Here is a 14,743-nt window from a genome sequence, read left to right as displayed (position 1 = left end):
ATCAGTGGCGCGATCCAGCACCTGGCGGGGATGAAGGACAGCAAGGTGATCGTGGCGATCAACAAGGACCCGGAGGCACCGATCTTCAGCGTGGCCGACTATGGCCTGGAGGCCGACCTGTTTGTGGCCGTGCCTGAGTTGATGAGCCAGCTCTGATCGTTGACGCGATGAAGGCCCCATGTCTTCGGACATGGGCCTTTTTTTTGGCTCACTTAAGAGACTACATTCAGTCCGGTTAAAGTTCGGTGGTTTGCCGTGCGCTATTCATCTCAGGTCAAACCCATCAGCTACCTCAAGGCCCATGCTGCGGAGGTTCTTTTGCCACTGACCGAAAGCCGTGAGCCCTTGCTCATCACTCAAAATGGACAAGCCAAAGCCGTCTTGCAGGACGTGGCCTCCTATGAGGAGACCCAGGAGTCATTGGCGCTGCTGAAGATTTTGGCCCTGGGCAATCAGGACGTGGCGGAGGGCTGGTTGAAGCCTGCGGCGCAAGTGCTGGCTCGCCTGAGGTCCAAGTCTGCTCCGGTCTGATGAGTCGTTCCGGTTCCGAAGTCTTTGAAGCGTCGCCCTTGATGGCGTCAATGTGGCGCCAGCTCAGCCCTGCCGGGCCACCACCCGCAGCAGCACCGTCTGGTGGGTTCTGAAACCCATGTGCTCATATAGCCGCACCGCCCGCTGATTGCTTGCCATCACATGCAGGAACGGGGTCTGCCCGTGCTGCAACTGGGCCGACACCACGGTTTCGATCAGAGCCCTGGCCAGGCCCCGGCCTTGGGCTTCGGGCGCGCTGCACACGCCACTGACCTCGCGCAGAGGGCCCAGGTGCAGGCGTTCGCCGGTCATGGCGATCAGGCGATCTGCTTCAAACACACCCCAGTACTCACCCATTTCGCGTGTGCGCGGTCCAAAAGGGCCGGGTTGGGTGACTTTCACCAGGGCCTCGATGGCCGCCTGGTCGGCAGGGCCCAGCCGCCTGGCATCGACCGGGGGTGGGTTCGAAGGGGGCTCGGCGGTCCACACCATCTGCAGAGCCGGCGCCTCGACCAGCACCTGCCAATCGGGGGGCGCTTCGCCAGCCCAGGCCTTGCAGTAAAAGCGCTCACCCAGCTCGCACAGGGGGGTGAGGTCTGAAAAATCGGGGGCATCGGGCCGCTCAAACCCCAGCAAGGGCGTGAAGCCCGGGGCATAGCGTCGGGCTCGGGCCGAACCCTGCGACCACGCTGCATGGGGCCCGTTCAGGCTGCTCCAGAAAGGGTTGTCCAGTGCAGTGAGGTCCATGGTGGGCGTGGCCGGTGTCAGGTTGACTTGTAGAAGGCTTCGACCTTGCCCTTGAGGGTGATCAGCAGCGGGCGGCCCTTGCGGTCGCGGGTCTTGCCGGCGGGCACTTTGATCCAGCCCTCGCTGACACAGTATTCCTCGACGTCGAAGCGCTCCTTGTCATTGAAGTGGATGCCGATGTCGTGTTCGAACACCGCGGCCAGGTGGTGCGGGCTGCGCGGGTCGATGGACAGGTGGTCGGGCAGTTCAGGGCGTTGCGGGGCTGTGTCGCTCATGGAAGGTCTCGGACGGTTCAATGCGTAAAGTGGCAATTGTCCCGCATTTGGACCGCCCCTTCGGACAGGGCTGTGGGCCGTGCTCAAGGGGCGGCTGGGTCGCCAGCCGCGGTCACTCTTCGTTCTGCCAGTCCACCTGCACCCCCAGGCTGCGCAGGTTTTCCACAAAATGCGGGTGGGCGCGGCGGATCGGGGTGGCGTTGCGGATCTCCGAGCGGCCCTCGATGCTGGCCGCCACCATGAACAGGGCAATCGCCACCCGGATGATGTAGGGGCTTTCGACCACCGCCGGGCTCAGGGGTTTGCCCCCAAAGGTGATCAGGCGGTGCGGATCGGACGAAAACACATGGGCGCCGAACTTGGACAGCTCGCCGGTCCAGCCCAGGGCCCCGTCGTAGACCTTGTTCCAGAACATGGTGTTGCCCTGGGCTCGCACGCCCAGGGCAATGAAGATGGGCAGCAGATCGACCGGAAAGTAAGGCCAGGGCGCGGCCTCGACCTTGGTCAGCACATTGCTGGTGAACGGGGTCTGCACGCGCAACTCACCGGGCACGCTGGCGCGTGACCAGCCGTCTTCGTGCGTGATCTTGACGCCAAACTTGGCAAAGGTGCGGTCGATCAGCGGAAAGTTGTCCGGCGCGCTGTTGCGCACCACCACGTCGCCGCCGGTGATCGCCCCCAGGGCCAGGAAGGTGGTGATCTCGTGAAAGTCTTCGTCAAAGCGGAACTCGCCACCGCCCAGGCGGGCGCCGCCATGCACCGTGATGCGTGAGGTACCCAGGCCTTCGATCGGCACGCCCAGCATCTGCATGAACCGGCAGAACTCTTGCACATGGGGCTCGGAGGCCGCATTGGTCAGGGTCGAGGTGCCCTCGGCCACCGCAGCGCACAGCACGAAGTTCTCGGTGGTGGTGACCGACGCGTAATCCAGCCAGTGCTGGGTCGGCCGCAGCCGGCCCGGGCTGTGCACCAGCAGCGAGCCTTCGGCCCGCTCGACCCGGCCGCCAAACTGCTGGAACACCTCGACATGGGGGTCGATCTCGCGCACGCCCAGGGTGCAACCCTTCACGTTGTCTTCGAGTCGGGCCACGCCAAAGCGTGCCAGCAGGGGCGGCACCAGCATGATGGACGAGCGCATTTCCTCGGGCAGGTGATGGCGCGTCGGGTCGAAACAGGTGTTCTGGTGGTGCAGTTCCAGCACACCACTCGCGTGGTCCATGCTCACTTCGCTGCCCAGGGTGCGGAAGATGTCCAGGATCTTGCGCACGTCGGTGATGTCGGGCACCCCCAGCAACTTCAGGGGTTGGTCGCTGAGCAGGGTGGCGCACAGCACCGGCAGCACGGCGTTCTTGTTGGCAGAGGGGATGATGCGGCCGCGAAGGGGGGTGCCGCCGTGCACGATGAGATTGGACATGGTCTGGGGAAACTGAAGCGAAATACGCCCATTGGCGTTGCAAAGCCCTGGCAATGTACCAGCCGCAGCCCCCTGGCTGCCGCTGGTGGCCTGAAACGCCGGGTCCTGACCGGGGTTGTCGTGATGGTTTGCACGCTCAGCCCAGTCCCCCTGACCTCAGTGAATCGGGCTTCTGAGCAGGTGCTTCATGATTTTGCCCGTGGGCGTGCGGGGCAGTTCGGGCCTGAATTCGTAATATCGTGGGATTTTGTAACGGGCCAGCCGGGGGGCGAGGAAGGTGCTGAGTTCTTCGGCGCTGGCCTGCAAGCCCTCGCGCAGCACCAGCACGGCGCACACCGTTTCGCCCCATTCAGGGTGGGGCCGACCGATGACGGCCACGTCCAGCAGCGCCGGGTGGGGCCCCAGGGCGTCTTCGACCTCCTTGGAGTAAACGTTTTCGCCTCCGGTGATGATCATGTCCTTGGCTCGGTCGGCAATGAACAGAAAGCCGTCCTCATCGGCCCGCGCCAGGTCGCCTGTGCGGTACCAGCCGTCCGGCGTGAAGGCCTGCACGCTGGCCTCCGGGTCGTTCAGATAGCCTTTCATCATGGCTTCGGTGCGGAACTGGATCTCGCCCACGCCGCCGGTGGGCACGGGCTGGCCGTCCAGGTCCACCAGGCGCATCTGCACCCCGGTGGTGGTGGCACGACCGATCGAGCCGGCCTTGGCCAGGGCGTGTTCGGGGTACAGGGCGGTGCCCAACGGGCCGGTCTCGGTCATGCCATACACCTGCACGAAATTCTCGGTGCCATAGGCCTCGATCAGGCGCAAGGCCATGTCCCGACCCAGGGGCCCGCCGCCGTAGATCCAGCGGCGCATGCTGGACAGGTCGCGGGCGCGCAGATCCGGCACCCCATGCAAAGGTGCCAGCAGGGCCACCGGGGCGGCAAAGGTCATGGTGATCTTCTCGGCTTCAATGGCCTCGATGAAGGCCTGGGGCTGGTACTCGCGCAGCAGCACCACGGTGCCGCCCACGGCCAGGGTGCCCAGGGTCCAGTTGTTGAGCGGCGAGGCATGCCAGATCGGCATCGCCACCAGCATGCGGGTGTCGTTGCCGATGCCGATGCTGGCCGCGCAGGCCAGCGCCTGCTGGAACACGGTGTGGTGGGTGTGCAGGCAACCTTTGGGCTTGCCGGTGGTGCCCGAGGTGTACAGGATCTCGGCCAGGTGGTCGCCCGACAGGGGGGCGTTGTCGGCATCGGGCAGTGGCTGGGCGGCGGCCAGCAGGGTGTCGAAGCAGGGCAGGCCGGGGTGGGGGGTGTCGGTGCTCAGGGCCATGACCGGTTGGTCCAACCGCTCCAGCACGCCGGCCAGGCTGCCATCGATGAGGCACAGGCGCGCCTGGCAGTGCCCCAGGATGTGGGCCAGTTCGGGCGCGGCCAGCTTGTGGTTGACTGGCACCACGCGGGCCCCCAGGCGCCAGGCGCCGTAGGCCGCCTGCAGAAAGCCCGGCGTGTTGCGGCACATCAGGGCGACGCAGTCACCCGGCTGCACGCCCAGGTCCTTCAGAACACGGGCCGCCTGGCGTGTCTGTTGCACAAAGTCCGAGTAAGGCGTGCCGCGATGCTGGTAGCGGATGGCATCGTGCTCGGGAAAGCTGCGCGCCGTGGCGTGCAGCAGGGTGATCAGGTCCATGGTGTGTCTCCGTCGGGTGGGGCTTTGAAAGCGATCCAGTCTAGGTTTCGCGCCACTCCGAGGTGTCCGGATCCAGTTCGGCCGCGATCATCGGTGGCGGGGTCTGGTTTGTCGGGGAGGGCGGCTGGATGGCCTGCCCGGGCTGTTCAGGTTTTCAGCCAATTTTTCACACGCTGTTGACCGGGGCTTTACATCGCCCTGTCACAGCTCGGCTCCAGCATGGTGTTTTGTCCACGGAGCGAGGAAAACACCATGAAAAATGCATCCCTTCAGACACGCCGCGTGCGAACCGGCTTCACCTTGAGCCTGTTGGTTGGCTTGATGGGCCTGTCGGCCTGCGGTGGTGGCAGCGACCTGCACGTCTACACCACCCTCGATGGCACGCAGCCCCTGGTGATCGGCCACCGCGGCCTGCCCGGCCTGTACCCCGAAGAAACCCAGCCCGCCTACGAAGGGGCCGCCGACGCGGGGGCCGACTCGCTGGAAGAAGACCTGCACCTCACCAAGGACTGCGTGCTGGTGGCGCGCCACAATCCCTGGCTGAGCGACAACACCAACATCAGCACCGTGGCCCAGACCAATGCCGTGGTGGCCGCGCGCAAGCGCACCGTGCCCGGTGTGCAGGTGCCCGTGACCTATTCGCTGGCTCAGTACGGCGGCCCCGCCACCTACCTGAGCGACCGCACCAGCAGCGACCCGAAGTCGGTGCTGAAGTCCCTGGTGGTGGATGGCGAGGACCACACCGGCGACTGGTCGATCACCGATTTCACGGTGGCCGAACTCAAGCAGTGGATCGGCGGCACCACCTACGATGCCCGCAACGAGCGCCCCACCGCCCTCAATGGCAAGTACCCCGTCCTGACCATGCAGGAGATCATCGACATCGCCAAGGCGAAGAGTGCCAGCACGGGCCGCACCCTCACGGTCTATCCCGAGGCCAAGAACCCCTACTGGAACAATGCCCAGGCCATGGCCAATGGCTGCGGCACCGGCACCCACCCGTTTGAAGACGCCATCGTCAAGCTGATCAAGGACAACAACCTGAACAGCAAGACCGCCCCGATCTTTGTGCAGTCGTTTGACCCGGCCAGCCTCAAGTACATGCGCTCGATCGGCCTGAACACCCGGGTCGTGCAGTTGATCGACGGCAACGACGTCAATTACAAGACGGGCGAGATGATCTATCAGACCAGCGACGAGTACAACTTTGTCGACGGCCGCCCCTACAGCTGGACCGTCAACGGCGATGGTCGCTACTTCGGCAGCATGCTGACCCCCGCCGGCCTGGCCGAGATCAAGACCTATGCCGATGGCATCGGCCCCTGGAAGCCCCAGGTCATGGCCCTCAAGGTGTCCCCTTTCCCGACCACCACGGGCTACACCGGCTCGCTGGCCGATGTGAATTCGGTCACCCCGACCAGCCTGATCAACGACGCCCACTCGGCAGGCCTGTTCGTGCACGTCTACACCTTCCGCAACGAGCAGAAGTACCTGGCCGGCTTCTACAAGGGCGACCCGACCGCCGAGTACCTGACCTTCTACCGTGCTGGCGTGGACGGCGTGTTCTCCGACTTTGCCAACACGGCCTTTGCCGCGCGCACAGCGTTCCGCAAGGAACGCGGCTTGTGAGGGCCGGGCCGGCGTTCAGCCGGCTGAATCCTCGAGCGGCGCCAGCAAGCCTTCCAGCTCCGTCACGCTGAACTTGCCGGCCTCGGCCGGGTCGCTGCCCAGCAGGCTTTCGGCCAGCTGGGCCTTGCGCTGCTGCAGGATCAGCATGCGTTCTTCGATGCTGCCCTGCACCACCAGGCGGTAGACGAACACGCTCTGGGTCTGGCCGATGCGGTGGGCCCGGTCGGTGGCCTGCTGCTCGACGGCGGGGTTCCACCAGGGGTCGAGGTGGATCACGGTGTCGGCGGCGGTCAGGTTCAGGCCGGTGCCGCCGGCTTTGAGGCTGATCAGAAACACCGGCGCCTGCTGGGCCTGGAAGGCCTGGACCAGGCTCCCCCGCTCGCTCACCGGGGTGTCCCCGGTCAGGCGCAGCCAGCCGATGCCCTGGGCGTCCAGCAAGTCACCCACCCGGGCCAGCAAACCGGTGAACTGTGAAAACACCAGCACCCGCCGGCCTTCATCCACCAACCCGGGCAGCAGGGTCTGCAGGTCTTCCAGTTTGGCGCCCAGCAGGTCGGCGGGCACGGGCAGGCCGGGCACCAGGTGCGGGTCGCAGCACACCTGGCGCAGCTTGAGCAGGGCATCCAGGAGGGTGATCTGCGAGCTGGCAAAGCCCTGGCGCTGCAGCACCCGCCGCAGCAGGTGGTCGGCCGCCACGCGCACGCTTTCGTAAAGCTCGCGCTGCACGCCCTGCAGTGTCACGTTGCGGGTGATCTCGATCTTGGGGGGCAGTTCGGTGGCCACCTGGTCCTTGCGTCGGCGCAGGATGAAGGGCCGCACGCGCGCAGCCAGCAGGCGGGCGCGCAGGGTCTCGCCGTTGACTTCGATGGGCTTGCGCCAGTGCTGCTGAAAATGCCGGGCCGTGCCCAGAAAGCCCGGCATCAGAAAGTCGAACAGCGACCACAGTTCGCCCAGGTGGTTTTCCAGCGGGGTGCCGGTCAGGCACAGGCGGTGTTCTGCCTGCAATTGGCGCAAGGCCCTGGCGCTGCGGCTGTCGGCGTTCTTGACCATCTGAGCCTCGTCCAGGACCACCCACTGCCAGGGTTGCTCACGCAAGGCCCGCACATCGCGCCAGGCCAGGGCATAGCTGGTCAGCACCACCTGGTACTGGCCCAGGTGGGCAAAGTGCTCGGTGCGCTCGCTGCCGTGCAGGGTCAGCACGCGCAACGCCGGGGCCAGGCGCTGCAGTTCGAGCTGCCAGTTGAAGATCAGCGACGCCGGCAGCACCACCAGGGCGGGGCGTTGCAGGCGGCCGGCCTGGTACTCCAGCAGCAGGTGGGCGATGGTCTGGGCCGTCTTGCCCAGGCCCATGTCGTCAGCCAGCACGCCATGCAGGCCCTGCTCGCGCAGGTACTGCAGCCAGGCCAGGCCTTGCAACTGGTAGGGGCGCAAGGACAGGGGCCAGCCCGCGGGCGCGGCCACCGGTGGCGGGCTGCCGGCCTGGCGCAGGCGCTGCACCCAGGGGCCCAGGGTGTCTTCACCCTGCACATGCCAGGGCACGGGGGCGGTCGCCGGTGCGGCGCCGCTGGCCTCCAGGGGGGCCCGCAGCTGTTCCAGGCGGGGCAGGTCCCACGCCTGCAGGCGCCAGGGGCCGGCCGCCTGGCGCGGGTCGCTCAGCAGGTCGAGCAGGGCGGCCACGATGGGCTTGAGGGTGCTGGCAGGGGCTTCCAGGCGCTTGCCGCCGGGCGCACGCAGGGCCACCACGCTCAGGTCATCGATGCCGCGCAGGCGCTCGGTGCTCAGCCAGCGGGCATCACGGCGCAACAGGTCGGCCAGGATGGGCCCCAGATCCAGGGTCTGGCCTTCGATCACCACGCCCAGGGTCATGAACCAGGCCCCGCTGCGCGCCGGCAGCCCCAGGGGGGCGGACTCAGGTGCCCGGGGGCCCAGGCGGCCGGCCACCTCGCGGCCCAGCAGCTCGCCGGTGTCGGGTTCGATCAGCAGGCGCCAGGCTTCCACCGGCACGCTCTGGTGGGCAAAGCCGGGTTTCACCACGATGCGCCAGCCAGCGGCTTGCAGCCGGGGCACCTCGTCGGCCCAGAAGTCGCCAAAGGCCTCCTCCTGCGGCAGTGACCACAAGCCCTGGGCGCGCTCATCCGTCCAGGCCTGTGCCTCGGCCTCGGGTGAACGCCATTGCAGTTGCTCGGCCTTCAAGGGGTGCAGGCCCAGCGTGCGCAGGCGATCGGTGGCCTGGGCTTCGGCCGCCAGATCGCGGTGCAGCAGCACGGCCTGACCGCTGGCGTCGCTCAGGCGTTCGGTGGGCAGGGGGCGCTGGCCCAGCACGCTGCGCGGGGCCGCGGTCTGCCAAAGAGCCTGGTCATTCACCAGGTACAGCCAGTCGACCCAGGCCACCGTGACCTGTTCGCCACGAGGCCCGAACACGCCGTCGCGGCACAAGCCCAGCAGGCCGTCGCCGCGGCCCAGGGTCTGCAGCGTGAGGCAGGGCGTGAGCCGGCCCTGCACGGTGCGCAGGCCGGGGCGGCGCGGGATCGCGGAGGTGGGCAAGGCAGAAAATGAGGGCGGCAGCGCGGGCATGGCCGCCGATTGTCGCCTTGTCGGACCGCCGACCCCGGTCTGCCGGCGGAGGACAATGCGGGTTTTCGCCATTTTGAGTTGATCCATGTCCCTGGCCTCACCTTCGACCTTGCCCCTGATTCCTGCTGTGCCCGATCTGCACGATGCCGTCCTCAGCGCACGCCTGCAGCACCTGATCGATCACAAGACCAAGCCCCTGGGTGCCCTGGGACAGCTGGAGTCACTGGCCTTGCAATTGGGCCAGATCCTGGGCAGTGAGGCCCCGGCCCTGCGCCAGCCCCAGATGCTGGTGTGTGCGGGCGACCACGGCCTGGCGGCGCGTGGCGTCTCGGCCTACCCGGCGGACGTGACCTGGCAGATGGTCGAGAATTTTCTGGCCGGCGGCGCGGCCGTCAGCGTGCTGGCCCGCCAGCATGGCCTGGACCTGACCGTGGTCGATTGCGGCGTGTGCCGCGATTTCGCGCCCCGGCCCGAGCCGGCTGCCGGGGCGCCGCGCCTGCTGCTGCGCAAGGTGGCGCCGGGCACGGCCGACGCGGTCGAGGGGCCTGCCATGACCGCCGCCCAATGCGAACAGGCGCTGCGCCAGGGCCGTGAGGTGCTGGCCGGCCTGCCCGGCAATACCTTGCTGCTGGGCGAGATGGGCATTGGCAACACCTCGTCGGCCTCTTTGCTGCTGGCCTGGGCCACGGGCCGGCCCGTCGCCGAATGCACAGGCCGTGGCACCGGGCTGGACGAGCCCGGCGTGGCCCGCAAGGTGGCCGTGCTGGAGCAGGTGATGGCGCGCCATGCCGACATCGGCCGCCATGAACCCCTGCGGGCCCTGGCTGCTTTCGGTGGCTTCGAGGTGGTGACCCTGGTCGGCGCCGTGCTTCAGGCGGCGGCCGAGCGCCGGGTGGTGGTGGTCGACGGTTTCATCACCACCGCCGCGGTGCTGCTGGCCTGCGAATTGGCCCCCGCCGTGCGCCAGCGTTGCGTGTTCGCCCATCAATCGGGTGAACGCGGCCATGCCCTGATGCTGCAGCAATTGAAAGCCGAACCCTTGCTGAGCCTGGGCCTGCGTCTGGGCGAGGGTTCGGGCGCGGCCCTGGCCTGGCCGCTGCTGGATTCGGCCTGCCGGGTGCTGGCCGAAATGGCCAGTTTTGAGTCGGCCGGCGTGTCGCAACAGCAGGGCTGATCTCGGCCCGCCCGGTCAACCCTGGCGCACGCCGTTGCGGCCTTCGTTCTTGGCCTGGTACAGCGCCTTGTCGGCACGGGCCAGCAAAGCGTCGATGGATTCGCCGGGCTCGACGGCCGTGGCCACCCCGATGCTCACGGTGCAGCCCAGCGCGGGCGGTGCCGGCTGGGCCTGGCGCACCCGTTCGGCCACCGCCAGCGCGGTGGCCGCGTCAGTGCCGGGCAGCAGCACCAGAAACTCTTCGCCACCGTAGCGGCCCAGCAGGTCGGTCTGGCGCAGCATGCGCCGGGTGCGGGCCGTGAAGTCGACCAAGGCAGCGTCGCCTTGCTGGTGGCCAAACTGGTCGTTGATGGCCTTGAAATGATCCAGGTCCAGCATCATCAGCGAGACCGGGTCGCCATGGCGACGCAGCCGGGCCAGCGCCTCTTCGGCGCGTTGCAGCACGGCGCGCCGGGTCAATGTCTGGGTCAGGGTGTCGTGGCTGGCCAGGTGTTCGAACTCGATGCGCAGACGCTCGGTGGCACACAGCACCGAACCCACGGTCAGCATCAGGATGGACACCGCATTGCCCGACAAGTAGGCCAGTTGCATCAGGCCGGGCTCCATCAGGCCTTCTCCCGCGTGCCCCAGAAAGACGCTGATCAGGCGAGCCCCCAGAATGGCGCTTTGCAGGCCCAGCACCAGCACCACCACGGTCTGGCTGAAGCTGACGGGCTGGCGCATCATGAAGCGCATCTGGGTCAGGAACAGGGCCCCCATCACGCTGGTGAACAGGCCCAGGCGCACGTCGTACGAGGGGGTCACCCAGGTGAACCAGATCATCAGCGGCAGGCAGGCCAGCACCGTCAGGGTCCAGCCTTTCCAGCGGGCCTCGCCGGTGAAGAAAAACTGATTGCCCACGTGGTAGGCCAGCACGCCGCCCATCAGCATCTCGTTGGCCAGCACCACCGTGAACAACTCCGGCAGGTGACCCCGCAGGCCGAACAGCACGGTGCTGCCACACCACAGCAGGGGGGCACTGGCCAGCAGGCCCAGCCCTCGTCGCAGGTGGCGTGGGTAGCTGCGGCGCATGAAGATCAGCACCAGCGACATCAGCAGGGCCAGCAGGCCCGACAGCATCATGATCGACCGGGCGTCGAGTGCAGACAAAGGGTGGCTTTCTGGCAGATCAAGGGTGTGGCGCCCGGTCAAGCCCTTGGGCGACAGGCGGTTCGCATCTCAGTATACGAAGCCTTTACACGGGTGGCGGGGTTCAAATCTGCTGGTTTTCCCGGCTTTGTAGCTTGGTTGGCGCACTGAACATTCCGGCCAATGGCTTTGATCTTGCCGGCCATTGCGGGGGGCAGGCAGGGCTGCCTAGACTGGCCCGGTCCTTCACCCACCCGCCGCCATGACTCCGACCCATGCTCCTCCCGTGACCTCTGCCAGCCCGGCCCAGGCTGCCCCCTTGGCGGGCGTGCGCGTGCTCGACCTGACCCGCCTGTTGCCTGGGCCTCTGTGCACCCAGCATCTGGCCGATCTGGGTGCCGAGGTGATCAAGATCGAAGACACCGGGGCGGGCGACTATGCAGCGCGGGCCGTGCGCGATCTCGTCAATCGCAACAAGCAGGGCCTGTGCCTGGACCTGAAACAGCCCGCCGGCCTGGCCGTGTTGCTGCGCCTGGTGCGCGAGGCCGATGTGCTGGTCGAGGGCTTTCGCCCGGGGGTGATGGAGCGCCTGGGCGCTGGCTACGCGGTGCTGGCCGCCATCAACCCGCGCCTGGTCTACTGCAGTGTGACCGGCTATGGCCAGACGGGCCCGCTGCGCGATGCAGCAGGCCATGACCTCAACTATGCCGGCCTGAGCGGCGTGGCCGACCAGATCGGGCAAGCGGGGCAGCCACCTGCTTTGTCCAACGTGCCGGTGGCTGATCTGCTCGGGGGCAGCATGACGGCGGTGATGGGCATCCTGGCGGCCCTGTTCGATGCCCAGCGCACGGGCTTGGGGCGTCATGTCGACATCGCCGTTGCTGATGGGGTGCTGGCCCATGCCGTGTTGCCGCTGGCGGCGGTCAACACCCAGGGGCACACCAGTCCGGTGGGGCAGGGCAAGCTGACCGGGGCCTTGCCCTGCTATGCGGTGTACACAGCGGGCTGTGGCGGCTACCTGGCCGTGGCGGCCCTTGAAAAGAAGTTCTGGGACCGGTTCTGCCAGCACATCGGCCGGCCTGACTGGCAGGCCCGCCACCAGCCGGACACGCCGGCCGGTTGCGCGCAGATGCGGGCCGAGTTGCAGGCTGTGATCGGCGCCCAGCCCCTGGCCTGGTGGGCCGACCACCTGGCGGGCGTGGATTGCTGCGTGACCCCCATCCTGAAACTGGAGGAGGCGCTGGCGCACCCGCAGTTCCAGGCCCGCGACATGGTGCTGCAGCTAGCCGATGGGCAGCGCCAACTGGCCTGCCCGGTGCGCATGAGCGGCTTCGAATTTGCCCTGAGGCAGCCGGCTCCCCGGCCCGGCGAGCACACCGACCCGGTGCTGGCGCAGGCCGGCTACAACGCGGACGAAATCCAGGCCCTGCGGGCCCAGCGGGCGGTGGCCTGAGCCTGCTCACGGTTGCTCACGGATGCTCACGATCAAAACCAAGGAGACAAAACCATGAAGACAGGATTCTGGAAAGCGCTGGCGCGCCCATGGGCGTGCCTGGGGGCGGGCCTGGCCCTGCTGATGTCGTTGGCCGTGGCCCCGGCGCTGCAGGCGGCCGAGGCCTTTCCCACCAAGCCCATCACGCTGATCCTGCCCTTTCCGCCCGGCGGGGCCACGGACGTGCAGTTGCGGGCGCTGGCCTTGGCCGCCCAGCGCGAGCTGGGCCAGCCCATCGTCATCGTCAACCGCCCCGGCGTGGGCGGCACCCTGGGGCCGGCTGCCATGGCCCAGAGCGCGGCACCCGATGGCTACACCATTTCGTTGATCGCGGCCACGCTGTTCCGCCTGCCCCACCTCATGAAGGTCAGCTACGACCCGGTGGCCGATTTCAGCTACCTGATCTGCCTGACCGGCTACACCAACGGCCTGCTGGTGCGCCAGGACGCGCCCTGGAAGACCGTGCAGGATCTGCTGGCCGATGCGCGCAAGCAGCCCGGCGCCATCAGCTTTGGCAGCACAGGGCGTGGCAGCAGCGGCCACATCGCGATGGAGCGCCTGGCCCGGGCCGCCGGGGTGCAGTTCAATTTCATTCCCTACAAAGGCATGGCCGAAGAGACCGCGGCCCTGTTGGGCGGTCATCTGATGGTCATCTCGGACCCGGGCTGGGGCGCACTGGCTGAGTCGGGCAAGGCCCGGGTGCTGGCCACGCTGGGCGAGGCACGCCTCAAGCGTTGGCCCGAGGTGCCGACCTTGCGCGAGTTGGGCTTTGACCTGGTGGTCAATTCACCGATTGGCCTGGCCGGGCCCAAGGGCATGGACCCGAAGGTGGTCAAGGTGCTGCACGACGCTTTTCGCAAGGCCATGGCCGACCCGGCTTTCAACCGCGCCCTGGAGCAGAACGACCAGGTGCCGCTGTACCTGAGTGCCGAGGATTACAGCCGCTACGCGGCCGAGCAGACGGCCCGCGAGAAGGTGTTTGTGCAGGAACTGGGCCTTAAACTCGACTGATGCCATCGACCGAGGTGACCCGACACACCATTGCCATCCTGCAGGTGAGCCAGATCCTGCAGGGGGTGCGCGGCCGCGGTGTCGATGTGCAGGCCCTGCTTCGCCGCGCCGGCATTGTGCCGGCGCTGCTCGATTCACCGCTGTCGCGCGTCACCCAGGCCCAATACGCGGCACTGATCAAACTGCTGAGCCGCCACACCCGCGATGAACTGTGGGGCCTGTGCAGCCAGGCGGTGCCGCTGGGACACTTTGCCCAGATGTGCCGCCTGCTGGTGCAGTGCCGAACGCTCGGTGAGGCCTTGCGCGCCGGCTTGGCCTACTACCACCGCGTGCTGCCCGACTTCGTGCCCCGCCTGGTGGTGCACGAGGGCCAGGCCCAGATGCGCCTGGTGGGGCGCTGCGAACGGGCGGTCGAGCGCGGTTACGCTGATCGAACCTTCTGCTTCTTCACCTATGGGCTGGCCTCGTGGCTGGTGGCGCGCCGCATCCCGGTGCTGGAGGTCATGTACCGGCCCATCGACCAGGGTTACAGCAGCGATGCCGGGCGATTGTTTCAAGCCCCGGTGGTGTACGACCACCCCTGGGTGGGTTTTTGCTTCGAAGCCCGCTGGCTGGACCTGCCGGTGGTGCAGACACCGCAAAGCCTGCAGGAGTTCTTGCACCAGGCGCCCGCCAGCCTGCTGATCCGCTACCGCGACCAGACCAGCCTGAGCGAGCGCATCCGCCGCCTGCTGCGGCGCCATCTGGCGGGCGAGATGCCCTCGCTCGAGTTTGTCTCCGATTACCTGGCCATGACCCCGCAGACCCTGCGCCGGCGGCTGCGCGACGAGGGGTTGGGCTACCAGGCCATCAAGGACGACCTGCGCCGCGATGCGGCCATCGAGTACCTGGGCCAGCCCGAGCTGACCCTGCTGGACATTGCCAACCGCCTTGGCTTTTCGGAGGCCAGTACCTTTCACCGCGCCTTCAAGGGCTGGACCGGTCTGGCTCCGGGCGTCTACCGGCAGACCCTGTTGCGACCGCCTCCCCCGGCAGTGGCCCTGGGCACCGCCATGACGGCCCTGCCGCACTGAGGGCTCAGCCGGCAGCGCTGA

General features: G+C 67.5%; 12 protein-coding genes and 1 pseudogene. 7 read left to right on the top strand and 6 right to left on the bottom strand.

The annotated features are described in order from the left end of the window. Positions 1–156: pseudogene (locus AC07PT_RS17885) on the top strand (electron transfer flavoprotein subunit alpha/FixB family protein); the annotation flags it as partial. Between the two features lie 99 nt (positions 157–255). Next, positions 256–531, top strand: a complete 276-nt coding sequence (locus AC07PT_RS17880) for a type II toxin-antitoxin system Phd/YefM family antitoxin (protein ID WP_494657553.1) — start codon at positions 256–258, stop codon at positions 529–531. A gap of 63 nt (positions 532–594) precedes the next feature. On the opposite strand, the gene AC07PT_RS17875 is transcribed toward AC07PT_RS17880, so the two are convergent. The 4 genes from AC07PT_RS17875 to AC07PT_RS17860 form a co-directional block, all read right to left on the bottom strand. After that, positions 595–1,278, bottom strand: coding sequence for a GNAT family N-acetyltransferase (locus tag AC07PT_RS17875; RefSeq protein WP_494657552.1), 684 nt, complete (start codon positions 1,276–1,278; stop codon positions 595–597). 17 nt (positions 1,279–1,295) lie between these two features. Further along, a complete protein-coding gene (locus tag AC07PT_RS17870) occupies positions 1,296–1,553 on the bottom strand; it encodes a DUF3297 family protein (RefSeq protein WP_494657551.1) in 258 nt (85 codons plus the stop codon). A 112-nt stretch (positions 1,554–1,665) separates the two neighbouring features. Beyond that, positions 1,666–2,967 (bottom strand): UDP-N-acetylglucosamine 1-carboxyvinyltransferase, encoded by a 1,302-nt coding sequence (locus AC07PT_RS17865; protein ID WP_492346236.1) that lies wholly within the window; start codon positions 2,965–2,967, stop codon positions 1,666–1,668. A gap of 156 nt (positions 2,968–3,123) precedes the next feature. After that, positions 3,124–4,641 (bottom strand): class I adenylate-forming enzyme family protein, encoded by a 1,518-nt coding sequence (locus AC07PT_RS17860; RefSeq protein WP_494657550.1) that lies wholly within the window; start codon positions 4,639–4,641, stop codon positions 3,124–3,126. Positions 4,642–4,893: 252 nt separating this feature from the next. Between AC07PT_RS17860 and AC07PT_RS17855 the strand changes: the two genes are divergently transcribed. Then, entirely contained in the window at positions 4,894–6,270 is a 1,377-nt protein-coding gene (locus AC07PT_RS17855; protein ID WP_494657549.1) for a glycerophosphodiester phosphodiesterase family protein, read from the top strand. Between the two features lie 15 nt (positions 6,271–6,285). On the opposite strand, the gene AC07PT_RS17850 is transcribed toward AC07PT_RS17855, so the two are convergent. Then, positions 6,286–8,844 carry a DEAD/DEAH box helicase gene (locus AC07PT_RS17850; RefSeq protein ID WP_494657548.1) on the bottom strand — a complete coding sequence of 853 codons (2,559 nt, stop codon included), beginning with the start codon at positions 8,842–8,844 and terminating at the stop codon, positions 6,286–6,288. Positions 8,845–8,929: 85 nt separating this feature from the next. Here AC07PT_RS17850 and cobT point away from each other — a divergent pair, with 85 nt between their 5' ends. Next, on the top strand, positions 8,930–10,018 hold the full coding sequence (cobT, locus tag AC07PT_RS17845) for a nicotinate-nucleotide--dimethylbenzimidazole phosphoribosyltransferase (protein WP_492346240.1): 1,089 nt from the start codon (positions 8,930–8,932) through the stop codon (positions 10,016–10,018). Between the two features lie 15 nt (positions 10,019–10,033). Here cobT and AC07PT_RS17840 read toward each other — a convergent pair whose 3' ends face one another. Next, entirely contained in the window at positions 10,034–11,167 is a 1,134-nt protein-coding gene (locus tag AC07PT_RS17840; protein ID WP_494657547.1) for a GGDEF domain-containing protein, read from the bottom strand. Positions 11,168–11,432: 265 nt separating this feature from the next. Between AC07PT_RS17840 and AC07PT_RS17835 the strand changes: the two genes are divergently transcribed. The 3 genes from AC07PT_RS17835 to AC07PT_RS17825 are packed head-to-tail and all read left to right on the top strand — an operon-like array spanning position 11,433 to position 14,722. After that, positions 11,433–12,599 carry a CaiB/BaiF CoA transferase family protein gene (locus AC07PT_RS17835; RefSeq protein WP_494657546.1) on the top strand — a complete coding sequence of 389 codons (1,167 nt, stop codon included), beginning with the start codon at positions 11,433–11,435 and terminating at the stop codon, positions 12,597–12,599. Between the two features lie 54 nt (positions 12,600–12,653). Next, positions 12,654–13,649, top strand: a complete 996-nt coding sequence (locus tag AC07PT_RS17830; protein WP_494657545.1) for a tripartite tricarboxylate transporter substrate binding protein — start codon at positions 12,654–12,656, stop codon at positions 13,647–13,649. Continuing rightward, a complete protein-coding gene (locus tag AC07PT_RS17825) occupies positions 13,649–14,722 on the top strand; it encodes an AraC family transcriptional regulator (protein ID WP_492346244.1) in 1,074 nt (357 codons plus the stop codon). Before AC07PT_RS17830 ends, AC07PT_RS17825 begins: the two co-directional genes overlap by 1 nt. Positions 14,723–14,743 lie beyond the last annotated feature (21 nt).

Source organism: Curvibacter sp. GW821-FHT09D12 (assembly GCF_059416245.1).
The sequence above is the reverse complement of the archived record's forward strand: the minus strand, read 5'-3'. Positions and strand labels throughout refer to the sequence as shown.